Source organism: Chromobacterium subtsugae (assembly GCF_001676875.1).
Lineage (GTDB): Bacteria > Pseudomonadota > Gammaproteobacteria > Burkholderiales > Chromobacteriaceae > Chromobacterium > Chromobacterium subtsugae.
The window spans coordinates 43,721-70,478 of sequence record NZ_JYKA01000023.1 but is presented as its reverse complement, the minus strand read 5'-3'; the positions used below and the strand labels follow the sequence as shown (position 1 = coordinate 70,478).

Sequence of the window (26,758 nt, the reverse complement as noted above, 5' to 3'; positions counted from 1 at the left end):
GGTGCCGACATGCCCGCCGCTGCGGCGGCGATCCTGGATATCGCGGAGAACCTGAAGATGAAAAAACTGAATGCAGTACTGGCGCTGGCGCTGACCCTGGGCGCGGCCGCCGCGCAGGCGGACGATCTGGCGGCCATCCGCAAGGCGGGCGTGCTGAAGATCGGCACCGAGGGCACATACGCGCCGTTCACCTATCATAACCCGGCCGGCGAATTGACCGGCTTCGACGTGGAGCTGGGCCAAGCCATTGCCAAGCGGCTGGGCGTGAAGGCGCAATTCGTCGAGGGCAAGTGGGACGGCCTGATCGCTGGTCTGGACGTGAAGCGCTACGACGTGGTGATCAACGAAGTGGCCATCACCGACGCCCGCAAGCAGAAATACGATTTCTCCGAGCCCTATATCGTGTCGAAGGCGGTGTTGATCGTCCGCGACGACAACCGCGACATCAAGCGCTTCGAAGACCTGAAAGGCCGCAAATCGGCCAATACCCTGACCAGCAACTTCGGCAAGCTGGCGCAGCGCTACGGCGCCGAAATCGTGCCGACCCAGGGCTTCAACGAGTCGGTGGCTTTGCTGGAGTCCGGCCGAGTGGAAACCACCATCAACGACAGCTTGTCCTTCCTCGACTTCAAGAAGAAGCAGCCGGCCTCCCGTCTGAAAGTGGCGGCCACCGAAGCCAATGGCGACGCTTCCGGCGTGCTCCTGCGCAAAGGCAGCCCGGAGCTGAAGGCGGCGATCGACAAGGCGCTGGCTGGCATCAAGGCGGACGGCAGCTATCAGAAGCTGTCCCACAAGTACTTCGGCGCCGACGTGTCGCATTGAGTTGAGGAGCAGCAATGCCCCCGTGGTTGCAGTTGATGGCGGACTCCTTGCCGTCGCTACTTTACGCCGGCTTCGTATTCACCGTGCCGCTTACCCTGCTGTCGTTCGCCGGCGGCCTGGCGCTTGGCCTGCTGGTGGCGTTGATCCGGCTGTTCGGGCCGCGCCCGCTGGTGCTCTTGGTGCGCGCTTATTCCTGGCTGGTGCGCGGCACGCCGCTGTTGGTGCAGCTGTTCGTGATCTTCTACGGCCTGCCGCGCGTCGGCATCGTGTTCGATCCGTTTCCGGCGGCCTTGCTCGGCTTCGTGCTGAGCGTGGGAGCGTACACTTCGGAAGTGATACGCGCGGCGATCGCCTCGGTGCCCAAGGCGCAGTGGGAGGCGGCGTATTCGCTGGGCATGAGCTGGTCGCAAGCGATGCGCCGCACCATCCTGCCGCAGGCGGGCAGGGTGGCGGTGCCGCCCTTGGCCAATTCCTTCATCTCGCTGGTGAAAGACACCTCGCTGGCGGCGGTGCTGACGGTGCCGGAAATGTTCCAGGCGGCGCAGCGCATAGCGGCCACCACCTATGAGCCGCTGCTGTTGTATCTGGAGACCGCGCTGATCTACCTGTTGTTGAGCACGGTATTGACCTGGCTGCAGGAGCGGCTGGAAAAACGTTTTGACCGGCACGTGGCGCCGGTGGGAGCCGCGTCATGATCAAGCTGAGCCGCATCGTCAAATCTTTCGGCGAGCAGACCGTGCTGCATGATGTCAGCCTGGAGCTGGCCGAGGGCGGCGTCACCGCGTTGATCGGCCCGTCCGGCAGCGGCAAGAGCACGCTGCTGCGCTGTGCCAACCTGTTGGAGACGCCGGATGGCGGCGAGCTGCAGCTCGCCGGCGAAACCTTGCGTTTCGAGCCGGGCAGAAAGCTGTCGCGCGACGCCGTGCTGCGCGTGCGCCGCGTCACCGGCATGGTGTTCCAGAGTTTCCAGCTGTTTCCGCACCAGACGGTGCTGCAGAACGTGATGGAGGGACTGTTGACCGTGCAGCGCTGGCCGCGCGATAAGGCCGAGCGGCGCGCGCGCGAGTTGCTGGACAAAGTGGGCATGGCGCACAAGGCGGATGCCTGGCCGTCCACCCTGTCCGGCGGCCAGCAGCAGCGGGTGGCGATCGCCCGCGCGCTGGCGCCGTCGCCGCAGCTCTTGCTGTGCGACGAGCCGACGTCGGCGCTGGATCCGGAACTGGCGGCCGAGGTGGTGGCGGTGCTGCGCCAGCTGGCCGCAGACGGCGTCACCATGCTGATGGCCACCCATGATCTGCGGCTGGCGTCCAGCGTCGCTCGCGATGTGGTGTTTTTGGAGGGCGGGCGCGTCGTAGAGGCTGGCCCCGCCGCGCAGATTTTCCGCCAGCCGCGCGAGGCGCGCACGGCGGAATACGTGTCCACGCTGACCGCCGGCGCCAGGGATCTGGTGCAGATCTGAAGCGTCTCAGGCCGCGCTGACGCGGCCGCGGCCGGCGCGCTTGGCCTGGTAGAGCTGGCGGTCGGCGGCTTCGATCAGCGTCTGCGGCGCGGTGTCCGGCTCCGGCTGGGCGACGGCGACGCCTATGCTGGCGGTCACGGCGCCGCCCAGCTCCGAATCCTGGTGCGGAATGCCCAGCTCGCGTATCGATTGCAGGATGGTTTCCGCCAGGTGCGCGGCGCCTTCGCGGTCGGTGTCCGGCAGGATGCAGGCGAATTCCTCGCCGCCGTAGCGCGCGGCCAGATCGTGCGGCCGCTGCAGCGCGCGGCGCATTGCCTGCGCCACCTGGCGCAGGCAGTCGTCCCCGGCCTGGTGGCCGTAGCGGTCGTTGAAGCGCTTGAAGTAGTCCACATCCAGCAGAAGCAGCGCGACTGGTTGGCGCTGCCTGGCGCACAGCAGCCAGCTGGTCTGCAGCTCCTCGTCGAACTTGCGGCGGTTGGCCACGCCGGTCAGGCCGTCCATCAGCGCGATCGAATTGAGCAGGTCCGTCTGGAATTTCAGCGCCAGGTGGGTGCGGACCCGGGCGCGCAAGATGGTGCGGTTGACCGGCTTGACGATGTAGTCGACGCCGCCTAGCTCGAAGCCGCGCGCTTCGTCGGCCTCCTCGCGCTGGGCCGAGATGAAGATCACCGGCACCGCGCGGGTGCGCGGATCCTCCTTTAGCCGGCGGCAGACCTCGAAGCCGTCTATGCCCGGCATCACCAGATCCAGCAGGATCAGGTCCGGCATCAGCGCCTGGCATTGCGCGATCGCCTGTTCGCCGTCCAGCGCCATGAAAATCTCGCACTCGTCCTTGAATAATTCGCGTATCAGCAAGATGTTGGCGGTTTGGTCGTCCACCACCAGGATCCGAGGCCGCGGCGCGCCGGGCAACTGGTTCAGGGATTGGTCCATGTCATGGCTCGCTTTCGATCAGGGTTTTGAGCAGATGCAGGGCAGGCGCGAATTGCAATCGTCCAACCTGCGCCACCAGGCTTTCCACTTGCGGCCGCATGCGCTCTCCCGCCAGCGGCAGCAGCGCGGTGGCCAGGTCGATGGCGGCCAGGTTGCCGCGCTCCAGCAGTGGCTGGATCGCCTGCAGCCGCTCGCGCCATTCCTGAACCGACAGCGCCGGCGCGGCGGCCGGCGCGGCAGCCGCGACCGGTTCGGGCAGGCGGCGGGCCAGCTGGCGCACGCTGTCTTTTGCCAGCTGCTGCAGCGCCATGGCGGCTTCGCGCCAAGCATCGGCATCCAGCGGGCGCGGCGCCGACGGTTTCGCGCATTGCTCCAATTCGCCGGCACGGCGGGCCAGCGCGGCGGCGCCGACCGTGGCGGCGATGCCTTTGAGCGAGTGCAGCGTCGCCGCCCGCTGCGCGGCGTCGCCGCTTTCCAGCTGCAGTTGCAGCAAATTGGCCAGCAGTTCCGCTTCCTCGATGAAGCGGCGCAGGGCGTTGCGCATGGTGTCGGCCTGCTGGCCGAAACGCCGCAGCACGACTTCCTCCGGTTCGATGTCGAAGGCGGGCGCGGCGCCGACGACCGCCGCTTCGGTCCGCGGCGCGCGTCCGCACAGCGCCAGCAGCCGCGGCGCCAGCTGATTGATGTCTATCGGCTTGCCGATATGGTCGTCCATGCCGGCGGCCAGGCATTCGGCTCGGTCGGCGGGGCTGGCGTTGGCGGTCATCGCCAGGATCGGCGATTCGCAGCCGCTGGCGCGGATGCGCCGCGTCGCTTCCAGGCCGTCTATGTCCGGCATCTGCATGTCCATGATGATCACATCGTAATCGGCGTCGGCCGCGGTGGCTTTTTCCACGCCGCTCAGCCCGCCTTCCGCCAGCTCTACGCGCGCGCCTTCAAGGGCGAGCAGCTCCGACGCCACCTGCCGGTTCAGCGCGTTGTCCTCCACCAGCAGCAGCCGCATGCCGGGCAGGCGCGGCTCGGCGGCGATCTGGCAGGGCGGCCCGGCGCGGCCGCTCAGGCAGGCTTGCACCGACTCGATCAGTTGCCGCGGCGTCATCGGCTTGGTCAGCAGTTCGGCGAACGGCGCGTCGGCGATGTGCGACAGGGTCTCGCGGCCGTTGGCGGTGACCATCATCAGCACCGGCGGCTTGCCGGCGCCGGCGGCGCGCAGGCGGGCCGCGGTTTCCACGCCGTCGCTGCCGGCCAGGCGCCAGTCCAGCAGCACCGCGTCGTAGCGGCGGCCCGCCTCCAGCGCGCGCGCGGCCTCGGCGCCGCTGGCGATGTAGTCGCTATGCCAGCCGGCGGCCTGCAGCGTGTGGCCCAGCACTTCTCCCACCAGCGGGTTGTCGTCGACGATCAGCACTCGCAGTGCTTTCCCGCCGGGGGCCACCAGCGGCGCGGGATCGGCGATTTTCAGCGTGATTTCCAGCCAGAAGCGGCTGCCGCGGCCGGGTTCGCTCTGCGCTTCCAATTGGCCGCCCATCAGCCGCGCCAGCCGCTGGCTGATCGCCAGCCCCAGTCCGGTGCCGCCGAAGCGGCGGGCGGTGGACGCTTCGGCTTGGGTGAAGCCGTCGAACACGCGCTTGAGCTGTTCCGCGGCGATGCCGATGCCGGTGTCGCTGACGCCGAAGTGCAGCGTCGTCGCGTCGCCTTGTCTGAGGATCTGCCCGACGCTGATGATCACCTGTCCGCGTTCGGTGAACTTCATCGCGTTGCCGGCCGGGTTGATCAGGATCTGCTGCAGCCGCAGCCGGTCGCCTATCACCGCGGCCGGCAGTTCCGGGTCGATTTCGAACACCGGCTCCACGTCCTTGTCGCCGTGGCTGCCGGACAAGATGATGCCCAGGTCGCGCAGCAGGTCGTCCAGCGCGAAGGGGTGGGGGTCCAGCTGCAGCTTGCCGGCCTCGATCTTGGAGAAGTCCAGGATATCGTTGAGCAGCCCCAGCAGTGAATTGGCTGCGGCGCGGGTCTTGGCCACGTAGTCCTGCTGGCGGATGTCCAGCGGCGTTCGCTGCAGCAGCTGCAGCAGGCCCAGCACCGCGTTCAGCGGCGTGCGGATTTCGTGGCTCATATTGGCGAGGAAGCGGCTTTTCGCCTGATTGGCCTGTTCCGCCTGCTGTTTGGCTTGCCGCAGCTGCATTTCCGAGCGCCGCCGCTCGGCGATGTCGGTGGCGATCCCGACATAGCCGCTGATGGCGCCGTCGCCGTCGCGCATCGCGGTGACCGCCAGCGAGACGGCGACGTGGCCGCCGTCTTTGCGCACATAGGTCCATTCGCGGATTTCCGCGCCGGCCGATTCCGGCACATGGACGAATACCCGGAAGCCGGCAATGTCTTCGCCGTACTGTTGGCTAAGTTCGCGCCCGCGGGCCGCGACTTCGTCGGCCAGGTGGAAGCGGGCCGGCGTGCAGCGACCCACCATTTCATCCTGGACATAGCCCAGCATCCGCTCCGCGCCGGCGTTGAACACCGTGATCAGGCCGTCGCGGTCGGTGGCGATGATGGAAACTTCCGATGCGGCGCTCAGCACATTGGACAGTAGCAGGCTCAGCCGGCTGACTTCGGCGTCGATCAGGCGCCGGCGCGTGGCGTCGATGCGCAGCGCGATCACGCGTTCGATCGCGCCGTCGCCGTCGCGCTGGAGGACGATCACGGTATCGGCCCAGCGCAGCGAGCCGTCGCGCGCGCGGTTGCAGATTTCGCCGTGCCAGGCTTCGCCGCGGTCCAGCGTCTGGCGGATGCCCTGCCAGAACGGCTCGTCGTGCAGGCCTTCGGCCAGCATGCGGTGGTTGCGGCCCAGCAGCTCTTCGCGGCGATAGCCGCTGATCTCGCAAAAGCGGTCGTTGACTTCCAGGAAGCGTCCCTCGGGGTCGGTGACCGCGTATTGCAGCTGCTCGTTGATGATGCCGAGCAAGGCTTGGTTCTCGCGCAGCGCCGCCGCCAGTTGCAGCCGGCCTTCAACCAGTTCGGTGACATCGTGCACCACCGAGTAGAAGCCGCGCACTTCGCCGTCCATCACGTCGGGCAGATAATGGACCAGAGTGTGGCGGGGGTTGCCGTCCAGATCGGGGAGGGTGCGTTCGAAGCGCAGCGATTCGCCGCGCAGCGCCGCTTCCACGTGCGGCCGGCTGATGGAGAACGACGCCTCGCCCAGCAGGTCGGGCAGCCGGGTGCCGGGCAGGCTGTCGGGCTCTAGGCCGAACCAGTTGTGATAGGCATGGTTGGCCACCCGGTTCACCAGATTCTTGTCCCAGTAGCCTATCATCGAGGGCACCGAGTCCAGCACCGTGCGCAGGTCGCGGCGAGCGCCTTCCAGTTGCAAGGTGCGTTCCGCCACTTGTTCTTCCAGCCTGGTATTCAGCGCCAGCAGCTCCGCTTCCATCGCTTTTTGCCGGGTGATGTCGCGCACCGTCTTGGCCGCGCCAATCACCGCGCCGTTGTCGCCGTAGATCGGCGCCACCGACACCGCCACGTCGATCAGGCTGCCATCCTTGCGGCGGCGCACCGTCTGGAAATGGGCGATGCGCTCGCCGCGGGCGATGCGGGACAGGATGTCGTGCTCTTCGCGCTCCTTGTCCTCCGGAACGATCAATTGCCATAGCGAGCGGCCGAGGGCTTCGCCGGCGTGGTAGCCGAACATCTCCTGCGCGCCCTTGTTCCAGCTGATCACGATGCCGTCCAGCGTCTTGCCGATGATGGCGTCGATCGAGCTTTCGACAATGGTGGCGAGGTCATTCTCGCGTCCAGCAGCCGCTTGCGCGACAGCATTTCGCTGCGCCAGGCATAGGCCAGCGCGGCGCAGAACAGGCTGAACAGCAAGCTGCCCAGGTTGAGCAGCCGCGTTGGCGGCAGCTGCAGGCTGTCGGCGAAGGCGGGGCTGGCGTGGAAGGTCAGGCGCCAGACGCGGCCGAAAATCGGCGCCGATTGGGTGGCGACGGCGGCTTCGGCCGAGCCTGAGGCGTAGCTGCGGAAGAAGCCGAGCGGATTGGCCGGATTGGTGGCGTCGCTCAGCTCCACCCAGCCGTCCTGCGGATCCTGCTCCAGGCCGGCCAGCACTTCGGGCATCACCACCGGGGTGTAGCTCCAGCCTAGCGCCTGCGCGCGACGTTCGGCCAGGCTGGCCGGCGTGAGGATGTCGCGGTAGATAGGCATCAGGATGAGAAAGCCCTGTTTGCTGAGGCGCGGCGCCTGCAGCAGCGTGACCGGCGCGCTGATGCGCGCCTCGCCGCTATCGACCGCCTCCTGGGCGGCGGCGCGGCGGTCGGGGTCGGAGGCGATATCCAGGCCGACGGCCTGGCGGTTGGCGGCCAGCGGTTCGATGAACTGGATGATGGCGTGCTCGGCGCGGTAAGGCTGGAACTGGTGAACGGAAAAGCCGGTGGCGGCGCGCATGGCGGCGGCGAAGGCTTTCAGTTCGGTTTCCGGCACCCGCCTGACGAAGCCGAAGCCGCGCGCGCCGGGAAATTCGCGCGGCAGCTCCCGGCTCAGGCTGTAGCGGTGGAAGGCTTCCTGAGCGTGGGGGCCGTCGCCGGCGGCGACTACCGCGCCGCGGGCGCCGCGCAGGCCATAGGCGTAGCGCTGCAGCCGCTCGACGATGGCGGAGAGCGCTCGTTGCGCCTGCTGGCTGGCGGCCTGGCGCAACGTTTCGGCATTGCGCTGCTCGATCTGCCGGCAGGCCAGCGTGGTCAGCGCCAGCGCCAGCAGCAGCGTGGCCGCCGCCCAGCGCGCGGCCGAGGAGAGGTGGGGCTTGCTCGTCATGGCGAATGTCGTCGCAACGGTTGGGTGGGACCGGCGCGGGCGCGCGCCCGGCTTAAATTGATCATAGTTATGATCGGGGAATTTGCGACGCGGGGCGTGTGGGCGAAAGGAATGAAAAAAGCCCGCTTGCGCGGGCTGTTTTTTTGTCCGCCTGGGAAGGGCGGGCCGTCTGGCGGCGTGTGAAGCAGGTTTTGGTGGAGATAAGCGGGATCGAACCGCTGACCTCTTGCATGCCATGCAAGCGCTCTCCCAGCTGAGCTATACCCCCATGCGCTGCATTCACAGTGGGAGCGAGTATATGTCGCCGACGGGCGCTTGTAAACCCGGGGCGGCGCAAAACGTGAAATTTCCCGCGCCGCGACGATTGGCATGGCTGAGGACATGCGCGCATGGCATTGTCAGGCCTCAGGACGCTGTGGCTGGGCGGGCGCTCGGTTATAATCGGCAGTCTGGATGAGGGCGGGAAGGCGCGGATGTCGGTTGGTCATTACGAGAATTTTCCGGTAGGTTCGCTGCTGCTGCCGCGCCGGATGCGGCGGGCGGTGCATGCGATCTATCATTTCGCGCGCTACGCCGACGATGTGGCGGACGAGGGCGACGCCGACGCGGCCGCGCGGCTGGCCGAACTGGACCGGCTGTCCGCCGATTTGGCGCGGATCGAGGCCGGCGCGGAGCCGCAGATCGAACTGATGCGGCCGCTGGCGGCGGCGATCGCCGCGCATGGGCTGCCGTTTCAGCCGTTTCACGACCTGCTGTCGGCTTTTCGCCAGGATGTGGTCAAGACGCGCTACCAGAGCTTCGCCGAGCTGGTCGATTACTGCCGCCGCTCCGCCAATCCGGTGGGAAGGCTGATGCTGGCGCTGTACGGCGTCGACGACGCGCGCAGCCTGGCCCAGTCGGACGGCATCTGCACCGCGCTGCAGTTGATCAATTTCTGGCAGGACGTGGCGGTGGATTGGCAAAAAGGCCGGGTCTACCTGCCGCAGGACGACCTGGCGCGCTTCCGGCTGGACGAAGGACGGATCGAGGCCGGCCAGTGCGACGACGCCTGGCGCGGCATGATGCTGTACCAGGTGGAGCGCGCCCGCAAGATGCTGCAGGCCGGCGCGCCGCTGGGCCGCACGCTGCAGGGGCGCCTGGGACTGGAGCTGCGGCTGATCATCCTGGGCGGCGAGCGCATCCTGAAGAAGCTGCACGCCTCGGGCGGCGACGTGTTCAGGCAGCGGCCCAAGCTGAACGGCCTGGATTGGATATACATGATGTGGCGGGCATGCCGGGCCGTATGAGGCCGGCGCCCGCGATGGAAATCTTGCCGGCGCCCGGGCGGCGCCGGCGGCAGCATAGGAGAGGCGTGTGACGCCCGATCAGTATTGCGAGGACAAGGCCGCGGCCAGCGGCTCCAGTTTCTATTACAGCTTCCGCTTTCTGCCGGCCGAGCGGCGCAGCGCCATCACCGCGCTGTACGCCTTTTGCCGCGAGGTGGACGACGCGGTGGACGAGTGCCACGACCTGGGCGTGGCGCAGGCCAAGCTGGCCTGGTGGCGCGGCCAGGTGGGCCGGGCCTACCAGGGCGAGGCCGATCATCCGGTGATGCGCGCGTTGCTGCCGCATCTGTCCGCCTTCCAGCTGCCGCGCGAGCAACTGGAGGAAATCATCGACGGCATGGAGATGGACCTGTCCATGGTGCGTTACCAGCGTTTCCAGGACCTGCTGCTGTATTGCCACCGGGTGGCGGGCGTGGTGGGCCAGCTGGCGGCGCGCATCTTCGGCTATAGCGACGAGCGTACGTTGGAGTATGCGCATGAGTTGGGCGTGGCCTTCCAGCTGACCAACATCATCCGCGACGTCGGCGAGGACGCGCGCCGCGACCGCATCTACCTGCCGATGGAGGAGCTGCAGCGCTTCAACTGCCCGGCGATGGATATCCTGCATTACGAGGAAAGCGAGGCGTTCAAGCAATTGATGGCCTTCCAGATCGAGCGCGCCGAGGAGCACTACCGCAAGGCATGGGAGCTGCTGCCGGCGGCGGATCGCAAGTCGCAGCGGCCGGGCCTCTTGATGGCCGCCATCTACCGCGCCACGCTGCGGGAAATCCAGCAGGACGGCCCGGCCAAGGTGCTGAACCAGCGCTTGTCGCTGGGCACTGGCCGCAAATTGTGGCTGGCCTGGAAAACCTGGACTCTCGGCTACCGGCCGTGAAGCCCAGGGTGGCGGTGGTGGGGGCCGGCTGGGCCGGCCTGGCCGCCGCGGTGGAGCTGGCCGGAGAGGCGGACCTCACCGTGCTGGAAGCCGGACGCGAACCCGGCGGCCGCGCGCGCCAGGTCGGCACGGATGGCGACAGGTTTGACAATGGTCAGCACATTCTCTTGGGCGCTTATGCAGAATGCCTGCGCCTGATGCGGCGGGTGGGGGCCGAGCCCGAAAGCCTGCTGCGCCGCCTGCCGCTGCAGTGGCGGCGCGAGGGCGGGGTGGACATGCGCTGCCCGCGCTGGCCGGCGCCGCTGCACCTGGCAGCCGGCCTGCTGGCGGCGCGCGGCCTGGGCTGGTCGGCCAAATGGCAGCTGGCGCGGGCGCTGCTGGGTTTGCGCGCCGCCGCTTATCGCTTGCCCCAGGACTGCGCGGTGGCCGACTGGCTGCGCGACCACGGCCAGCAGGAGGAGGCGCTGCGCGAATTCTGGCGTCCGCTGGTGTTGTCGGCGCTGAACACGCCGCCGGAGCAGGCATCGATGCAGGTGCTGGCGACCGTGCTGCGAGACAGCTTGGGCGCGCGCCGCGCGGCCAGCGACCTGCTGCTGCCGGCGCGCCACCTGTCGGCGCTGTTTCCCGAGCCCGCTTGGCGCTGGCTGGCCGGCCAGGGAGCGGACTTGCGTCTGGGCAGCCGGGTGCGCCGGTTGTCGCGGGAGGCGGGCAGGCTGCTGGTGGATGGCGAGGCGTACGACGCCGTGGTGTTGGCCGCGGCTCCCTACCATGCGGCCGCTTTGCTGGACGAGCCGCGCTTGCGGGCGCAGTTGCAGGATTACCGCTACTGTCCCATCGTCACCGTCTACCTGCGCTTCGCGGCTTCGCCGCGCCTGCCGGCGCCGATGATGGGCGTGCGCGGCGGCGCGGCCGACTGGCTGTTCGACCGCGAGGCGCTGTGCGGAGAGGCCGGCCTGGTGGCGGCGGTGCTCAGCGCGCCGCCGGCGCTGCCGGAGCAGGACGAACTGGTGCGCGCGGTGCTGGACGACGTGCGTCGGCTGGCGCCTCATTTGGAACAGCCGATCGAATGCAAGGTGATAGTGGAAAAACGCGCCACTTTCGCCAGCGCGGTGGGTTTGCGGCGGGCAACGGTCCGCAGCGGCGCGGAAGGAATTTATCTGGCCGGCGATTGGGCATGTCCCGATTACCCGGCCACGCTGGAAGGCGCGGCGCGCAGCGGGGTGGCCGCGGCGGCAGCGGTGATGCAGGATTTACGAATGAAAGCACGACAATGAAAACAGAGTTTGCCAAAGATGCCCTGGCAGGGCGCGTGATCCTGGTGACCGGCGCCTCCCAGGGAATAGGCCGCGAGGCGGCCCTGGCCTTGGCGCGCCACGGCGCCGCGGTGGTGCTGCTCGCGCGCAGCGTCAAGGGGCTGGAGAAGGTCTACGATGAAGTGGTGGCCACCGGCGCGCCGGAACCGGCGGCGGCGCCGCTCGACCTCCTGAACGCGGGCGAGAATGAGTTCGGCAACCTGGCCCTGACCATCCAGCGCGAATTCGGCCGGCTTGACGGCATACTCCACTGCGCCTCGCATTTTTACGCGCTGTCGCCGCTGTCGAACCAGACCATAGAAGAATGGATGAACCAGTACCGGATCAACACCGTGGCGCCGTTCGCGCTGACGCGCGCCTGCCTGCCGCTGCTGAAGGCGGCGCCGGACGCGTCGGTGCTGTTCGTCGGCGAGAGCCACGGCCTGCATCCGGCGGCGTATTGGGGCGGCTTCGGCGCGTCCAACGCCGGCCTGCCTTATCTGACCAAGGTGGCGGCCAGCGAGTGGGAGATGCACGCCAATCTGCGCGTCAACCTGCTGACGCCGGGACCGGTCAACTCGCCGCAGCGCAACCGCACCCACCCGGGCGAGGCCAAGGGCGAGCGCGGCGAGCTGGCCGATCTGATGCCGCATCTGCTGTACTGGCTGGGCGGCGACAGCCGCGGCCGCAGCGGCGAGGTGGTGGAGCTGGACCTGCGCAAGCCGCAATCGTGAACAAGGCGGGAACAAGATGAAAGCACTGGTTTTGCTGATGACGCTGCTGGCGCTGGCCGGCTGCAACTGGGTAGGCACGGTTTCCGGCTTGACCAAGGATTCCGACAAGGCGGTGGGCGCGGCCTGCCGCCAGACCGGCCGCTCGCTGGAAGAGTGCTATCTGCGCAATCCGGAAGCCGACAAGGCGTCGATTTACGCCGGCTGGCGCGAGATGAACGAATACATGGCGAAGAACAAGCTGGAGACGATGGCGCCGCCGCCGGAAAAACCGACCGGCTCCAGCGCCGCGATGTCGGCCGACCGGCCAGCCAGCGCCGCGATGTCGGGGGGCAAGAACGGCGACGGCCCCAAGCCGCTCACCAGCGAAGAGGCCGACCGCGCCGCCAAGAACGACCCGCAGGTGGAAGCGGTGCTGGCGGCGATGCGCAACGGCAGCCCCAGCAGCGCGGGCAGCGCCGCGCGCCAGTCCAGTGGCAAGGGCGAGCCGGACCAGAAGCGCCTGCTCAACATCATCCAGGATCTGAACAAGACCGATCCGGGCCGCGCGCCGGGTTGAGCGTTTTTCCAGAGCCCGCTCGCGCCGCTCCTGCTATCCTTCCCGCCTTGACTCCTTCCACCTTGTCCTGATTTTTCCGATGGCCAAAACCAAAACCGTATTCAGCTGCACCGAGTGTGGCGGGCAGACGCCCAAATGGCAGGGCCAATGCCCGCATTGCAATGCCTGGAACACCCTGACCGAAGCGGTGTCCACGCCGGCGGCGGCCGGCCCGCGCTTCCAGTCGTGGGCGGCCAATGTCACCAAGGTGCAGCGGCTGTCCGAAGTGCAGACCGAGGAAACCCCGCGCGACCCATCCGGCATCGACGAGCTGGACCGGGTGCTGGGCGGCGGCATCGTGCGCGGCGCGGTGGTGCTGATCGGCGGCGACCCCGGAATCGGCAAGTCCACGCTGCTGTTGCAGGCGCTGTCGGTGATAGGCCAGCGCCGCAAGGTGCTGTACGTGTCGGGCGAGGAGTCGGCGCAGCAGATCGCGCTGCGCGCCTCGCGGCTGGCGCTGGATACCAGCAGCGTCAACCTGCTGGCGGAAATTTGCATAGAAAACATCCTGGCCACCCTGAAGAACGACCCGCCGGAAGTGGTGGTGATCGACTCGATCCAGACGCTGTACACCGAGCACGTCACCTCGGCGCCGGGCTCGGTGTCGCAGGTGCGCGAATGCGCGGCGCAGCTGACGCGGATGGCCAAGCAAAGCGGCATCACCGTGCTGCTGGTGGGCCACGTCACCAAGGACGGCTCGCTGGCCGGCCCGCGCGTGCTGGAGCACATGGTGGACACCGTGCTGTATTTCGAGGGCGATTCGCACTCCAGCCACCGGATGATACGCGCGATCAAGAACCGCTTCGGCGCGGTCAACGAGCTGGGCGTGTTCGCGATGACCGACCGCGGCCTGAAAGGCGTGTCCAATCCGTCGGCCATCTTCCTGTCCTCGTACCGCGACGATGTCGCCGGCTCCTGCGTGCTGGTGACCCAGGAAGGCACCCGCCCGCTGCTAGTGGAGGTGCAGGCGCTGGTGGACGATTGCCACGGCGGCCAGCCCAAGCGGCTGGCGGTGGGCCTGGAGCAGAACCGGCTGTCCATGTTGCTGGCGGTGCTGCACCGCCACGGCGGCGTCGCCTGTTTCGACCAGGATGTGTTCCTCAACGCGGTGGGCGGGGTGAAGATCATCGAGCCGGCGGCCGACCTCGCCATCATCCTGGCAATGGTGTCGTCGCTGCGCGACAAGCCCTTGCCGGAAAAGCTGGTGGTGTTCGGTGAAGTAGGGCTGGCCGGCGAAGTGCGGCCGGTGGCGCGCGGGCAGGAGCGGCTGAAGGAAGCGGCCAAGCTCGGCTTCACCCGCGCCATCGTGCCGACGGCCAACAAGCCGCGCCAGGAAATCGAGGGCCTGAAAGTGCTGGCGGTGGACCGCCTGGACCAGGCGGTGGAATTCTGCAGGGAGTAGACCCGGATGATAGACGCCCAACTGATAGAGCAGGAGCGGCCCTACCTGCTGCGTTACGCGCTGGCGCAGCTGCGCGAGCGCGACGCGGCCGAGGAGGCGGTGCAGGAAACGCTGCTGGCGGCGCTGGAGTCGCAGAACAATTTCTCCGGCAAGTCCACCTTGCGCACCTGGCTCACCTCCATCCTGCGCTTCAAGCTGATAGACGGCATGCGGCGCAAGGGCAGGGAGAAGCTGTTCGAATCGCTGGAGGACGAAGCCGACGACGGCGATTTCGATGGACTGTTCAGCCAGGATGGCCACTGGCGCGAGCCGGTGAAGGCCTGGAGCGGGCCGGAATCGCAGCTGATTTCGCGGCAGTTCTGGCAGGTGTTCGAGCAATGCTCGCAGGTGATGCCCAAGCGCACCGCGATGGTGTTCGTGATGCGCGAGGTGATGGGTATGGAAATCGCCGACATCTGTAACAATCTGGAGATCACCGCGACCAACTGTTCGGTGCTGCTGTACCGCGCGCGGATGAGCCTGCGCGAATGTTTTTCCATACGCTGGAGCCGGGAGGGCGAGCTATGAAGTTGAGTTGCCGCGCGGCCAGCCGGCTGATATCCGCCGGATTGGACCGGCCGTTGACCACGGGCGAACACCTGAAGCTGAGAATGCACCTGCTGCTGTGCGGCAATTGCCGCCAGTTCTCGCAGCAGCTGGCCTTGTTGCAGCAGGCGGCGCGCCGGGCGGGGCAGGGCGAGTAGGCGCATGAAGGAATGACGAAACCGGCGGCAGCCGGTTTTTTCTTGGCGGCCGATTAATTCATTGTCATGATTCGGTCTGAATTCGAACCAGGAGCGGAATGATGGAACCCAGCCGGATGCTGCAGAAACTGCTTGCCGATCATGACGACGATTTGCCGGCGGCGGCCGAAGGGCTGCGTCTGCTGGCGGATGCGGAACCGTTGAGCGACGAAGAACTGTCCAGCCTGAGCTGGCTGATCAACCATGTGGTCGGCGAGTCGCAGGGCGGCTGGGAAGCCGCCTGGTCGCTGCAGCAAAAGCTGCTGTCGCGAGCCGCCGCGCCCCGGCTGCTGCGCAGCGCCGCCGTGGCCGCCGGCCTGGGGGGACAGGAGGCGGATGCCCGGCAACTGGAGGCCCGTTTGGCCGAAGCCTGCGGCGTCAGCGGCGAACTGGCGGGCCGCGTGGTGCGTTTCGCCAGCTTGCAGCACCTGGCGGCCGGGCAGCCGCCGCGGCAAACGGCGCAGGCGCTGGCGCCGCTGCTGGCCGAGTCCTTGCCGCCGGCCAGCGGGCAGGACGCGGCGCTGGCCGCCGCGCTCAACAATATCGTGTCCGCGCTATTGGACCATCCGCAGCTGGACGAAGCGGACGAGGCGGTGGCGCAGGCGATGCGCCAAGGCGCCGATCGCGCGCATGATTTGTGGCTGCGGGCCGGCACTTGGCTGAACCGCGAACGCGCGCGCTATCTGCAGGCGCTGGTGGAAAACCGCCTGGGCGACGCCGAGGCGGCTTTGCGGGCGGCCGACGCCGGCCTGGCCTTGATCGCCGCCAATGGCCCGGAGGACGTGGACCGGGCGTTTTTGCTGCTGGAGCGGGCGCGCGCCTGCCGGCGGCTGGATAGGCGCGGCGAGGCCGAGGCGGCGTGGGAACAGGCGCGGAGGCTGGCGGAGGCTTTCGATCCCGCTTTGCGCGAGTGGTTCGACCGCCGGTCCCAGGCGCTGGCGGCGGCGCCGGCCTAGCGCGGCGGCCTGCGCCGCCGGGCCAACTTGGGTATAGTGTCGCCTTTCGCCGGGGCGGATCGCCCCGGTTCGCATCGCCGCTTCAGGAGTTTCCATGCCCGCCAAACCGTCCGCCCCGCCCGCCGCCCGCTTGCACCCGCGCAACCGCCATCAGGGACGCTACGATTTCGCCGCGCTGATCGCGGCATTTCCCGGGCTGGCCGCGCATGTCGGCAAGAACGCTTTCGGCGACGAGTCGGTGGATTTCGCCGACCCGGCGGCGGTGAGGGCGCTGAACCGGGCGCTGCTCAAGCTGTTTTACGATGTCGACGGCTGGGACATTCCCGCCGGCTATCTGTGCCCGCCGATTCCCGGCCGCGCCGACTACATCCACGCGTTGGCCGATCTGTTGGCGCGCGGGCACAAGACCGGCATTCCGCGCGGCGCCGGCATCCGCGCGCTGGATATCGGCACCGGCGCCAACGCGGTCTACCCGCTGATCGGCCATGCCGAGTACGGCTGGAGCTTTGTCGGCACCGATGTCGGCGACGAGGCCCTGAGCAACGCCCAGGCCATTCTGGCGGCCAATCCCGGCATGGCGGCGCATATCGAGCTGCGCCGGCAGACCTCGCCGCAGTCGATATTCCGCCATGTGCTGGCGGCCGATGAATGCTTCGACCTGACGCTGTGCAACCCGCCGTTCCACGCCTCCCAGGCCGAAGCCGACGCCGCTGCGCGGCGCAAATGGCAGAATCTGGGCAAAGACGGCGGCAAGCGTTCGCCCAAGCTCAATTTCGGCGGGCAGAACCGCGAATTGTGGTGCGCGGGCGGCGAGGAAGCCTTCGTCTGCCGGATGGTGGAAGAGAGCGCGGCGCTGGCGGAGCGGGTGTACTGGTTCACCAGCCTGGTGTCCAAATCGGCCAGCCTGGCCGCGATCCAGCGCGCGCTGCGGCAGGCGGGCGCCCACAGCCTGACCGTGCCGATGGCGCAGGGGCAGAAGCAGAGCCGCCTGGTGGCGTGGACCTTCATGGACCGGCAGCGGCAGAACGACTGGCGCCAGCGCCGCTGGCAGCCGCCGGCGGTGCGGCTGGCGGAAGGCTGAGGCGAAAAAAAGAGCCGGCTTGCGCCGGCTCGTCAATCTACAAAGGTAGAGCTTAGAGAAAAGCTTTGCCGCGGCCGGTCAGCGCTTGCGCTTGCCGGCCTTTTCGCTGGCGCGTTGCGGGCAGGCGGCGCAAGGGTTTTCGCACATGCCGGCGCCGGTGAGCGACTGCTTGAGCGCGCAGACGGAACGGCGACAGGCGATGAAGCGGATCTTCTCCTCGGCGGCCAGGTCGCGGAAATGGCGCATCACGTTGTGGCCGAGAAAATCGGTGAACAGGATCAGCAGGTCGGTGCCTGCCGGCAGGCGGTCCACCTTGCGCTGGTGCGAGCTGTTGCGGCCGCTCAGGTGGCGGTGGATGGTGATGCCGTAGTTCTGCAGCACGTCGGGGATATTGCCCAGGGTATCGGCTCCTACCAGCATGGCGTTCATCTGACTTGCTCCTGTGTGGGTTTTTGAAAATGATAATAATTATCATTTGCAGAGTCAATCGCGTTTTTCAAGGTTTTTTTCCTCAGCCTGGCGCGGAAGCGTGGCCGCCGCTTTGGGCTGCCGCGCGCGGAATGCCTTGTCGGAAAAGGATTTTCCTCCGCTTTTTCCTGGCCGGCCGGTGGCCATCGCCTATTTTGTAAAGATGGGGCTTGCCCTTAATGCCAGTGAGGCGCGGGGAGGGAAGCGATATGACGGTGGCGGTGTGGGGGAGGTGGGCGCTGTGCGCGCTGCTGCTGGCGCCGCTGGCGCGGGCGGGCGACGGCCCGTGGGCGAGGGCGCAGCGCGATCATGCCTTGCTGATCGGCCTGGAGGGGACGTTTCCGCCGTACAGCCAGATGAAGGACGGCCGGCTGCAAGGCTTCGAAGTGGACTTCGGCCGGGCGCTGGCGGCGCAGATGGGGGTGGCGGCGCGTTTCCAGACCGTGCTGTGGGAGCATATGCTGAATAGCCTGGCGGCCGGGCGGCTGGATGTGGTGATCAACCAGGTGGTGGCGACGCCCGAACGCGCCAAGCGCTTCGATTTTTCCATTCCCTATACCTATTCCGGCTTGCAGCTGGTGGTGCGCAAGGCGGACCTGGCGCGTTTCCATAACGCCGGCGATCTGGCCGGCTCCCATGTCGGCGTCAGTTCGGGTTCCAATTACGAGCAATGGCTGCGGACCCATGCGCCGCAGGCCCACGTGCATTTGTATCAGGACGATCCGACCAAGTACGACGGCCTGCGCCGCGGCGAGGTGGACGCCATCGTGATCAACCGGCTGGCGGCGTTCAATCTGTCGCTGCAGAGCAAGGGCGAGCTGGTGCCGGCCGGGCGCATGCTGGCGCGGGAGGATGCCTGCGTGGTGGTGCGCAAGGGCAATCCGCAGCTGCTGGCCGAGGTGAACCGGGCGATAGGCCATCTGCAGCGCGACGGCACCTTGCAGGCACTATCGCGCAAATGGTTCAAGGCCGACATCGTCAGCCGGCCGCAATAGGCGCTCAGCCGTAGACGTCCAGCTGGCTGATCATGCCGGCTTCGCCGTCGTCTTTGACGAAGACGCCGGCGCGCCGCATCTGCGCTTGCGGGGCGGGGTCGCTGGCATTGGCGCGCAGCGTCAGCGGCGCGTCGACGCTGGGCAGCAGGATGGCGCCGATGCCGACATCCTTCAGCGATAGCAGCTGGTCCTTGCCGCTGCTGTCGCGGCCAGTCCAGATCTTCAGCTGGGCGAAGGCGGGGTCGTTCTCGTCGATCACGCCATCGTGATTGCTGTCCAGCTTGGCCAGGTCGGCGAAGCCATTGCCCGACTGCGGGCCGAACAGCTCGCTGCCGTCATTGATCTTGCCGTCGCCGTTCTTGTCCAGAGCCAGCCAGCCGCCCTGGCTGGAGAAGGGCAGGCTCGCCATCTGGCCGTTGTCCTGCAGGTCGAAGCTGACGCTGGCGCCGTCCAGGCTGCCGGCGTTGCTAGCCAGGTTGACCATCAGCGGGTCGTGGCTTGCGGCTCCGCCGGACTGGTAGCGCTGGTTGCTGTGGTATTGATAGCTGCTCTGCATCTGCATGTTCAGCGAGAATTGCAACTGCTTGCCGTCCTGGGTGGTGATCTGCCCGCTGGCGGTGAAATTGAGCCGCTGCTGCTCCTGGTAATCTATGTCCTGCTGCGCGCTGACTTCGGGCTGGGCTGCGGCCGGCGCTTGCGTTTGGTCTGGGTTGAGCGGAAACAGGCACAGCAGCTTGAAGTGGACGCCGAAGGCTTTCTCCAGTATCGCTTCGATCAAGCTGTAGACGGCGTCCTTGTCCGAGGCCAGATGGCCGAGCAGGCTGGACTGGGTCGCCTGGCTGCTCAGCTGCACGCTGTCGGCTTGCGGCATTGGTTGCTGCACGGCGAGGGTCTGGGTGACGCTGAGGGATTGGCTCTGGCTGAAGCTGCTGCCAAGGCTGACGGTGGCGGAGGCGATTTTCATGGCGATGTCCTGATGGGCGCACCCCCTGCTATCGACCTGTCCGCCGTCGACTTGACGCCGCAGTTTTCCTTATTGCCAATGGTTCCAATGGCTGCTTGCCGGCTTATAAGTCCTTGCCGGAGCGCCAGATCGACCAGACCAGCCACACGCTGTTGAACAGCGCCAGCATGAAGCCGACGAAGCCGAAAAAGGGCAGGCCGAACAGCTTGGGGCCGGCGTTCACCGTCATCACGATGGACGAGCCTATGATCAGGCAGCCGGTGACGATGCCCATGGTCAGCCGGTTGCTGCTGCGGTCCAGCTGCTTGCCGAAGTTGTCCAGCCGCTGCAGGTCGAGGTTGACGCGGAATTTGCCGTGGCGCATGTCGCGGCCGATGCGCACCAGGTCGCGCGGCAGGCCGGTGATCATCTCCAGCCCTTCCGACAGCGACTGGCGGCCGCGCTTGAGCAGCGCCGCCGGATGATAGCGGGCGACGATCAACTCCTTGACGAAGGGGGTGATGTGCGCGACCAGCTGGAAGTCGGGGTTGAGCTGGCGGCCCAGGCCCTCCAGCGTGATCAGCGCCTTGAACAGCATGGCCATGTCCGGCGGCAGCACGATGCCGTGGTTGCGGATCAGCGTCATGATGTCGGCGATCAGCTGGCTGATGTTCAGCCCCTTCAGCGGCACGTGTTCGTACTGGAACATGAATTCGCCCACTTCGTCGGCGAATTTCTGCATGTCCACCGGCGTGTTGCCGGTCCACTCGACCAGCACGTCGATGATCCCGTGCTCGTTGTGCTCGGCCACCGCAGACAGCAAGTCGACGATCTCGTCGCGCCGCACGTGGCTGATGCGGCCCACCATGCCGAAGTCGATGAAGGCGATGCGGTGCTCGGCCAGGAAGAACACGTTGCCGGGGTGGGGGTCGGCGTGGAAGAAGCCGTTGACCAGTATCATCTTCAATACCGCGTCGGCGCCGCGTTGCGCCAGCAACACCGGGTCCAGCCCGCTCGATTCCAGCCGGGCCAGTTCGCCGGCGGAGACGCCGTCGACGAAGTCCTGCACATTGACCGCGGCCCGGGTGTATTGCCAATGCACCTTGGGGACGACGACGTGCGGATCGTCGGCGAAGTCCTTGGCGAAGCGGTCCATATTGCGCGCTTCTATCGCCAGGTCGAGCTCGCGCCTGAGCGAGCGCGAGAACTGGGCGACGATGCTGGAGGGCTGGTAGCGGCGCAGCTCGGGAAACTCCAGCTCCAAGAGGTGGGCGAGGTGGGCCAGGATGCGCAGGTCGGCCTCCACCTTTTCCATGATGCCCGGGCGGCGCAGCTTGACCGCCACTTCGCGGCCGTCCGGCAGCCGGGCGTGGTGCACCTGGGCGATGGAGGCGGAGCCGATCGGGCGCATGTCGAATTCGGCGAACAGTTCGTCCGGTTCGGCGCCCAGCGCTTCGCGGATCAGCTTCTTCACCGCGGCGGCCGGCACTTGCGGCACCTGGTTCTGCAGTTTTTCGAATTCGTCTATCCAGTCGGGCGGGAATACGTCCACCCGGGTGGACAGGATCTGCCCCAGCTTGATGAAAGTGGGCCCCAGCTCCTCGAACGCCAGCCGCACCCGCACCGCGGTGGGTTGGCCGGCAGCGCCGTCGGGCAGGCCGAGATTTAGCCACTCGCCGGCCTTTTCCACCGCGCGCGGCAGTTTGAGCCGCTGGGCGAACTCTCCCAGGCCATGACGAATCAAAATTCCGCTGATTTCTCTTAGTCGCGGTAAGTCCCGCATTGCAATCAAGGTTTCCCGAATCATGTGCTTTCCACTGTCCCGCCTGGCTTTACACTCCCGGTCCCGTCCGATAGAGTGCGGCCTATGAAATTGCAACTCCGCTTATCAGCGCTGGCGCTGGCGGGCTTCATGGTTTTTGCCCAGGCCGCGCCAGACAAGGCTACACCGGACAAGGCTCCCGCAGAGGGGAAGCCCGCCGCCGAAAGCGCGGCGCCGGACAAACCGGACGACCCCATCTCCAAATACGCCGCGCCCCAAGAGGATGCGGTGGGCGACCTGCTTTTGCAAGCGATGAGCCTGCTGGGCGTCGCCTACCGCTTCGGCGGCAACACGCCCGACGACGGCCTGGACTGCAGCGGCTTCATCCGCTATGTATTTCAGAAGTCGCTGCGGGTGAACCTGCCGCGCACCGCCGCCGAAATGGCCAAGGTGGGCAAGTCGGTGGCGCGGGCCGAACTGGTGCCGGGCGACCTGGTGTTCTTCAACACGCGCGGCTTCAACTATTCCCATGTCGGCATCTACATGGGCAACAACAAGTTCATCCACGCGCCGCGAACCGGCAAGAACATCGAGGTGTCCAACCTGACGCAGAGCTACTGGAGCGCGCGCTTCAACGGCGCGCGCAGGGTCAATCGTAGCACTGCCGGGCAGACGGCGGACACTTCCGATGACGTCAGCGTAAAAGGCGCGGCGAAAAAGGCCGCGCCGGCGGCGGAGGTCAAATGCCGCAAGGGCCACAAGAAGTGCAAGGCGGAGGCCGCCCGCGGCAAGTCGTCAGGCAAGGCGGCGAAGGGCGGCAAGAAGAAAAAGGGCAGGCACTGAGCGGCCTGGCCGAACCGCGATGCCCGCATTGGCGGGCATCGTGTTTTCAGGAACTGAGTCAATGGCATTGAATATGGAATTTCCGGTGTGGCGCGACCCCGACGGCAACGTGGTGGCCTGCGTCGAAAAACTGAAAGTGATGCGCGAGAACCTGGAGGAGATCGCGCAGATGGCGCAGGACGCCTTCGAGGACGCCGTGCTGATGGGCTGCGACGAAAAACAGGTGCGCGACTTCATGGTGGCGATGATGCAGAACCTGGACAACCCCTACCGCACCGAATGAGAGAACCATCTTGATGCCATTTGAAGCCTTTATCGGGCTGCGTTACCTGCGCGCCAAGCGCCGCAACGGGTTCATTTCCTTCATTTCCCTGATTTCCATCGTCGGCATCGCCCTGGGCGTGGCGGCGCTGATCATCGTGCTGTCGGTGATGAACGGTTTCCAGAAGGAAATCCGCGGCCGCATCCTCAGCGTGGCTTCCCATCTGGAAGTGAGCAGCTACGATGGCCGCCTCGGCAACTGGCAGGGCGCGCGCGACATGCTGGTCAAGCAGCCTCACGTCGTGGCGGCCGCGCCCTTCGTCAACAGCCAGGGCCTGTTCGTCGCCTACGGCAATGTGCGCGGCGGCCTGCTGCGCGGCATCGATCCGGCGCAGGAAGACAAGGTGGTGGACGTGGGCCGCCACATGGTGGCCGGCAAGCTGGAAGACCTGAAGCCGGGCAGCTTCGGCATGGCGCTGGGCGTGGAGCTGGCGCGCCAGCTGGGCGTCGGCGTCGGCGACAAGGTGACGCTGATGACGCCGCAAGGCAACATCACGCCGGCCGGCATGATTCCGCGCACCAAGCAGTTCACCGTGACCGGCCTGTTCAAGGTGGACATGTTCGAATTCGACGCCTCGTTGGCGATGGTCAATCTGCGCGACGCGCAGCTGCTCGCCCGCATGGGCGACACCGTCAGCGGCGTGCGGCTGAAGCTGGACGACCCCATGCTGGCGCCGCAGCTGAAGGCCGATCTGCGTCCGCAGCTGCCGCAGCTGATGGTGACCGACTGGACCGACACCAACGCCAACTATTTCCGCGCGGTGCAGATAGAAAAACGGATGATGACCATCATCCTGACGCTGATCGTCGCGGTGGCGGCGTTCAATCTGGTATCGACGCTGGTGATGGTGGTGACCGACAAGCAGGCCGACATCGCCATCCTGCGCACGCTGGGCGCGTCGCCCGGCAGCATCATGAAGATCTTCATGATCCAGGGCGCGGTGGCCGGGGTGCTGGGCACATTGTCCGGCGCCGTCGGCGGCGTGGTGATCGCGCTCAATCTGGACGTGATCGTGCCGGTGATCGAGCGCATCATCGGCACCAAGATTCTGTCCAGCGAGGTGTACATGATCGACTACCTGCCGTCCGACGTGCAGTGGGGCGACGTGTCCACCATCACCATCATTTCCCTGTTGCTGGCCCTGTTCGCCACGCTGTACCCCAGCTGGCGCGCGGCGCGCACCCAACCGGCGGAGGCGCTGCGCTATGAGTAAGGTATTGAGCTGCCAGGGGCTGGGCAAGCGTTACGAGGAAGGCAAGCTGGCGCTGGACGTGCTCAGCGACGTCAGCCTGGAAGTCGCCAAGGGCGAGCACCTGGCCATCGTCGGCGCGTCCGGTTCCGGCAAGAGCACGCTGCTGCATCTGCTGGGCGGGCTGGACAGCCCCAGCCATGGCACGGTGGAGGTGCTGGGGAAGGACTTGTCCAAGCTGTCCGAGCAGGAGCGCGGCAAGCTGCGCAATGAATCGATGGGCTTCGTCTACCAGTTCCACCATCTGCTGCCGGAATTCTCGGCGCTGGAGAACGTGATGATGCCGCTGTTGATCCGCCGCATGGACAAGAAAGAGGCGGCGCGCCGCGCCGGCGACATGCTGGAGCGGGTGGGGCTGGGCAAGCGGCTGGAGCACAAGCCGGGCGAGCTGTCCGGCGGCGAGCGCCAGCGCGCGGCCATCGCGCGGGCGCTGGTGACCGAGCCTGCCTGCCTGCTCGCCGACGAGCCCACCGGCAATCTGGATGCCCAGACCGCGCGCCAGGTGTTCGAGCTGATGCTGGAGTTGAACCGGACGCTGGGCACCAGCCTGATCATCGTCACGCATGACCTGGACCTGGCGGCGCGCACCCAGCGGGTGTTGCGCCTGAACGAAGGCAGGCTGGCGGCGCCCGAATCCGCCTGAGCCTGAAAACCGCCCCGGCGAGGGGCGGTTTGCCGTTAAACAAGGAGTGGAACATTGCTGTTCATCCGCAAGGAAATGAATTTTTTCGCGTTGCTTGACGCGCTGCAGACCGAGAACGGCCTGATCGAGCTGGGCCTGGGCGCGCTGTGCGTGCTGGCCGCCTACGCGATCGCCCGCCGCTTGTTCATCCACTGGTTCGCCCATCACCCCGAGCGCTACGACCGCTTCCTGCCCTATACCGGCTTCCGCCTGGTGCTGCCGGTGTCGGCCCAGTTGCTGGTGGTGCTGGTGAGCCTGGCCTGGAGCCGCTTCGAGCACGCGCCTATGCTGGTGCTGCACATCATCAGCGCGCTGCTGTTCTGGCTGGCGGTGATCCGGCTGTGCACGGCGGTGGTGCGCCAGGCGCTGCCGCAAGGCAAGTTCGAGCGCAATACCGAACACTTTCTGGCCTCGATGTTCTGGCTGGGCTTCGTCAGCTGGACCATAGGCTTCGACGTGGCGGTGATGGACTGGCTGGAGTCCATCTCCTTCCACATCGGCAAGACCCGGCTGGATCTGCTGACCATCATCAACGGCCTGCTGTGGGTGACGGTGATCGTGGTGGTGGCGCTGTGGGCCAGCCGCCTGCTTGAAGCGCGCATCATGAAGCTCAAGCACCTCGACCCCAATCTGCGCATCGTGTTCGCCAAGCTCACCCGCACCGGCCTGGTGGTGGCCTCGGTGCTGGTGGCGCTGCCGGTGATGGGCATAGACCTGACCGTGCTGTCGGTGTTCGGCGGCGCGGTGGGCATCGGCCTGGGCCTGGGTTTGCAGAAGATCGCCAGCAATTTCGTGTCCGGCTTCATCATTCTGCTCGACCACTCGATCCGCATCGGCGACCGGCTGATGGTGGACAACCGCGTCGGCTACGTCACCAAGATGACTTCGCGCTACGTGGTGCTGAAGGGCGCCGACGGCACCGAGGCGCTGATTCCCAACGACGCGCTGATGTCGAATACGGTGATCAATCAGTCGTACTCCGACAAGAATATGTGGACCAGCCTGCCGGTGCAGGTGGCCTACGGCACCGACCTCGACCTTGCGCTGTCGCTGCTGAAGCAGGCGGCCGACCAGCCGCGGGTGCTGAAGAACCCGGGGCCGAACGCCTTCGTCACGCTGTTCGCCGACAGCGGCATCAACCTGGAGCTGGGCTTCTGGGTGGCTGATCCGGAAAACGGCTTCATGGGGCTGAAGTCGGACATCAACCTGGCCATCTGGCGGCTGTTCAAGCAGCACCATATCGAGATTCCGTTCCCGCAGCGGGAAGTGCGCATCATCGGCGACAAGCCCGCGCAGGCGTGAGGCAGGAGAAGGCAATGAGCGCAAAACGGCTGGCCATCATCGACGACGACGAAGCGGTGCTGCAATCGTTGCTGTGGCTGCTGGATGGCCAGGGCTACCGCGCCGACGGCTTCGACAGCGGGGAGGCCTTTCTCGCCGACGGCTGCGAGGCGGAGTACAACGGCATCATTCTGGATCTCCGGCTGTCCGGCATCAGCGGCATCGTGTTGCTGGAGAAACTGGCCGGCCGGCCGTACTGCCCGCCGGTGATCATGCTGACCGCCCACGGCGACGTGCCGCACGCGGTGGCGGCGCTGAAGCTGGGCGCGCTCGATTTCATCGAGAAGCCGTTCGACGACGTGCACCTGCTGGAGCGCGCGGCGGCGGCGGTGGCGCTGGACGAGCAGAACCGCCAACTGCATGGCCATCAGCGCAAGGTGTCGGCGGCGCTGGCGCTGCTGACCGAGCGCGAGCGCGAGGTGATGCAGCTGATCCTGGCCGGCAAGCTGAACAAGCAGATCGCCGAGGAACTGAGTATCAGCATGAAGACGGTGGAAGTGCACCGTTCGCGGGTATTCGAGAAAATGGGCGTCAAGTCGGCGGTGGAACTGGCGGGCATGCTGGCGGCGCCGGGCGCGCAGGGAGGCAAGCTCTGATGGGCAGCAAGCAGCCGGTATCGGTACTGGTGGTGATACATAGCAAGGACGGCCAGGCGCTGTTGATGGAGCGCGCCGACAAGCCCGGCTACTGGCAATCGGTGACCGGCAGCCGCGAAGGCGGCGAGGCGCTGATCGACACCGCGCGCCGCGAAGTGGCAGAGGAAACCGGGCTGGACATCGGCGCCGGCCAGCTCAGCGACTGGGGCATCGTCAACCGCTACGAGATCTACCCGCATTGGCGCCACCGCTACCCGGACGGCGTCACCCACAACGACGAGCACGTGTTCGGCCTGCTGCTTGACGCGCCGCGCGCGGTGACGCTGGCCCCGCGCGAACACCTGGCCTACCGCTGGCTGCGTTGGGACGAGGCGGCCGCGCTGGCGTTTTCGCCGTCCAACGCCGAGGCGCTGCGCTTGCTGCCGGGCCGGCTGGGCCTGCCGGAAGCGTAGCCGGCCCGGCGCGAGAAGGCGCACCCATGGAAAAAGCCCGCGCAATGCGG

27 protein-coding genes and 1 tRNA gene are annotated in these 26,758 nt (G+C 66.9%); 21 read left to right on the top strand and 7 right to left on the bottom strand.

What is annotated here, in order from left to right; translation table 11 throughout:
* Positions 1 to 57 precede the first annotated feature (57 nt).
* Genes MY55_RS20080 through MY55_RS20070 form a run of 3 tightly spaced genes read left to right on the top strand, consistent with a single transcriptional unit; the run spans position 58 to position 2,281 of the window.
* Entirely contained in the window at positions 58 to 822 is a 765-nt protein-coding gene (locus MY55_RS20080) for an amino acid ABC transporter substrate-binding protein (RefSeq protein ID WP_043576235.1), read from the top strand.
* Positions 823 to 836: 14 nt separating this feature from the next.
* Positions 837 to 1,517: an amino acid ABC transporter permease gene (locus MY55_RS20075; RefSeq protein WP_047257578.1), complete on the top strand. Its 681-nt coding sequence runs from the start codon at positions 837 to 839 to the stop codon at positions 1,515 to 1,517.
* Positions 1,514 to 2,281: an amino acid ABC transporter ATP-binding protein gene (locus MY55_RS20070; RefSeq protein WP_043576036.1), complete on the top strand. Its 768-nt coding sequence runs from the start codon at positions 1,514 to 1,516 to the stop codon at positions 2,279 to 2,281. Before MY55_RS20075 ends, MY55_RS20070 begins: the two co-directional genes overlap by 4 nt.
* A 6-nt stretch (positions 2,282 to 2,287) precedes the next feature.
* Here MY55_RS20070 and MY55_RS20065 read toward each other — a convergent pair whose 3' ends face one another.
* The 4 genes from MY55_RS20065 to MY55_RS20050 all read right to left on the bottom strand — a co-directional run bounded on the left by MY55_RS20065 (position 2,288) and on the right by MY55_RS20050 (position 8,282).
* Positions 2,288 to 3,214 (bottom strand): diguanylate cyclase domain-containing protein, encoded by a 927-nt coding sequence (locus MY55_RS20065; RefSeq protein ID WP_047243782.1) that lies wholly within the window; start codon positions 3,212 to 3,214, stop codon positions 2,288 to 2,290.
* A gap of 1 nt (position 3,215) precedes the next feature.
* Complete coding sequence (locus tag MY55_RS20060) at positions 3,216 to 6,938, bottom strand: PAS domain-containing hybrid sensor histidine kinase/response regulator (RefSeq protein WP_244270702.1); 3,723 nt, start codon at positions 6,936 to 6,938, stop codon at positions 3,216 to 3,218.
* Positions 6,923 to 8,014 (bottom strand): CHASE domain-containing protein, encoded by a 1,092-nt coding sequence (locus MY55_RS23105; protein ID WP_065202921.1) that lies wholly within the window; start codon positions 8,012 to 8,014, stop codon positions 6,923 to 6,925. Before MY55_RS23105 ends, MY55_RS20060 begins: the two co-directional genes overlap by 16 nt.
* Positions 8,015 to 8,206: 192 nt before the next feature.
* Positions 8,207 to 8,282, bottom strand: a tRNA-Ala gene (locus MY55_RS20050).
* Positions 8,283 to 8,487: 205 nt separating this feature from the next.
* Here MY55_RS20050 and hpnC point away from each other — a divergent pair.
* The 10 genes from hpnC to rlmF all read left to right on the top strand — a co-directional run bounded on the left by hpnC (position 8,488) and on the right by rlmF (position 17,055).
* Positions 8,488 to 9,300, top strand: a complete 813-nt coding sequence (hpnC, locus tag MY55_RS20045) for a squalene synthase HpnC (RefSeq protein ID WP_047236318.1) — start codon at positions 8,488 to 8,490, stop codon at positions 9,298 to 9,300.
* A 67-nt stretch (positions 9,301 to 9,367) separates the two neighbouring features.
* A complete protein-coding gene (hpnD, locus tag MY55_RS24315) occupies positions 9,368 to 10,213 on the top strand; it encodes a presqualene diphosphate synthase HpnD (protein ID WP_047236317.1) in 846 nt (281 codons plus the stop codon).
* Positions 10,210 to 11,487, top strand: a complete 1,278-nt coding sequence (hpnE, locus tag MY55_RS20035; RefSeq protein WP_047243779.1) for a hydroxysqualene dehydroxylase HpnE — start codon at positions 10,210 to 10,212, stop codon at positions 11,485 to 11,487. The genes hpnD and hpnE overlap by 4 nt, the downstream gene beginning before the upstream one ends.
* Positions 11,484 to 12,239 (top strand): SDR family oxidoreductase, encoded by a 756-nt coding sequence (locus MY55_RS20030; protein ID WP_047236315.1) that lies wholly within the window; start codon positions 11,484 to 11,486, stop codon positions 12,237 to 12,239. The genes hpnE and MY55_RS20030 overlap by 4 nt, the downstream gene beginning before the upstream one ends.
* A gap of 16 nt (positions 12,240 to 12,255) precedes the next feature.
* On the top strand, positions 12,256 to 12,795 hold the full coding sequence (locus MY55_RS20025; RefSeq protein ID WP_047236314.1) for a hypothetical protein: 540 nt from the start codon (positions 12,256 to 12,258) through the stop codon (positions 12,793 to 12,795).
* A gap of 79 nt (positions 12,796 to 12,874) precedes the next feature.
* On the top strand, positions 12,875 to 14,236 hold the full coding sequence (gene radA, locus MY55_RS20020) for a DNA repair protein RadA (protein WP_043576018.1): 1,362 nt from the start codon (positions 12,875 to 12,877) through the stop codon (positions 14,234 to 14,236).
* Between the two features lie 6 nt (positions 14,237 to 14,242).
* Positions 14,243 to 14,803: a sigma-70 family RNA polymerase sigma factor gene (locus MY55_RS20015; RefSeq protein ID WP_047236313.1), complete on the top strand. Its 561-nt coding sequence runs from the start codon at positions 14,243 to 14,245 to the stop codon at positions 14,801 to 14,803.
* A complete protein-coding gene (locus MY55_RS20010) occupies positions 14,800 to 14,979 on the top strand; it encodes a zf-HC2 domain-containing protein (protein WP_043576004.1) in 180 nt (59 codons plus the stop codon). Before MY55_RS20015 ends, MY55_RS20010 begins: the two co-directional genes overlap by 4 nt.
* Positions 14,980 to 15,077: 98 nt before the next feature.
* Complete coding sequence (locus MY55_RS20005; protein WP_076098256.1) at positions 15,078 to 15,974, top strand: hypothetical protein; 897 nt, start codon at positions 15,078 to 15,080, stop codon at positions 15,972 to 15,974.
* A gap of 94 nt (positions 15,975 to 16,068) precedes the next feature.
* Positions 16,069 to 17,055: a 23S rRNA (adenine(1618)-N(6))-methyltransferase RlmF gene (gene rlmF, locus MY55_RS20000; protein WP_047248454.1), complete on the top strand. Its 987-nt coding sequence runs from the start codon at positions 16,069 to 16,071 to the stop codon at positions 17,053 to 17,055.
* A 78-nt stretch (positions 17,056 to 17,133) separates the two neighbouring features.
* On the opposite strand, the gene MY55_RS19995 is transcribed toward rlmF, so the two are convergent.
* Positions 17,134 to 17,484: a DUF2325 domain-containing protein gene (locus MY55_RS19995; protein ID WP_043575998.1), complete on the bottom strand. Its 351-nt coding sequence runs from the start codon at positions 17,482 to 17,484 to the stop codon at positions 17,134 to 17,136.
* Between the two features lie 248 nt (positions 17,485 to 17,732).
* Here MY55_RS19995 and MY55_RS19990 point away from each other — a divergent pair, with 248 nt between their 5' ends.
* Positions 17,733 to 18,518 (top strand): transporter substrate-binding domain-containing protein, encoded by a 786-nt coding sequence (locus MY55_RS19990; RefSeq protein ID WP_047236310.1) that lies wholly within the window; start codon positions 17,733 to 17,735, stop codon positions 18,516 to 18,518.
* A 4-nt stretch (positions 18,519 to 18,522) separates the two neighbouring features.
* On the opposite strand, the gene MY55_RS19985 is transcribed toward MY55_RS19990, so the two are convergent.
* Complete coding sequence (locus MY55_RS19985) at positions 18,523 to 19,482, bottom strand: hypothetical protein (RefSeq protein ID WP_065202920.1); 960 nt, start codon at positions 19,480 to 19,482, stop codon at positions 18,523 to 18,525.
* Positions 19,483 to 19,585: 103 nt separating this feature from the next.
* Complete coding sequence (locus tag MY55_RS19980; protein ID WP_065202919.1) at positions 19,586 to 21,268, bottom strand: ABC1 kinase family protein; 1,683 nt, start codon at positions 21,266 to 21,268, stop codon at positions 19,586 to 19,588.
* 60 nt (positions 21,269 to 21,328) lie between these two features.
* Between MY55_RS19980 and MY55_RS19975 the strand changes: the two genes are divergently transcribed.
* The 7 genes from MY55_RS19975 to nudB all read left to right on the top strand — a co-directional run bounded on the left by MY55_RS19975 (position 21,329) and on the right by nudB (position 26,708).
* A complete protein-coding gene (locus tag MY55_RS19975; protein WP_043576229.1) occupies positions 21,329 to 22,066 on the top strand; it encodes a C40 family peptidase in 738 nt (245 codons plus the stop codon).
* A 61-nt stretch (positions 22,067 to 22,127) separates the two neighbouring features.
* On the top strand, positions 22,128 to 22,349 hold the full coding sequence (locus tag MY55_RS19970) for a hypothetical protein (RefSeq protein ID WP_369816091.1): 222 nt from the start codon (positions 22,128 to 22,130) through the stop codon (positions 22,347 to 22,349).
* Between the two features lie 10 nt (positions 22,350 to 22,359).
* Entirely contained in the window at positions 22,360 to 23,601 is a 1,242-nt protein-coding gene (locus MY55_RS19965; RefSeq protein WP_197465983.1) for a lipoprotein-releasing ABC transporter permease subunit, read from the top strand.
* A complete protein-coding gene (gene lolD, locus MY55_RS19960; protein WP_043575989.1) occupies positions 23,594 to 24,280 on the top strand; it encodes a lipoprotein-releasing ABC transporter ATP-binding protein LolD in 687 nt (228 codons plus the stop codon). Before MY55_RS19965 ends, lolD begins: the two co-directional genes overlap by 8 nt.
* Positions 24,281 to 24,334: 54 nt before the next feature.
* A complete protein-coding gene (locus MY55_RS19955; protein WP_052258096.1) occupies positions 24,335 to 25,621 on the top strand; it encodes a mechanosensitive ion channel family protein in 1,287 nt (428 codons plus the stop codon).
* Between the two features lie 14 nt (positions 25,622 to 25,635).
* Positions 25,636 to 26,256, top strand: coding sequence for a response regulator transcription factor (locus MY55_RS19950; RefSeq protein ID WP_047236308.1), 621 nt, complete (start codon positions 25,636 to 25,638; stop codon positions 26,254 to 26,256).
* Positions 26,256 to 26,708, top strand: a complete 453-nt coding sequence (gene nudB, locus MY55_RS19945; protein WP_065202917.1) for a dihydroneopterin triphosphate diphosphatase — start codon at positions 26,256 to 26,258, stop codon at positions 26,706 to 26,708. Before MY55_RS19950 ends, nudB begins: the two co-directional genes overlap by 1 nt.
* Positions 26,709 to 26,758: the final 50 nt, after the last annotated feature.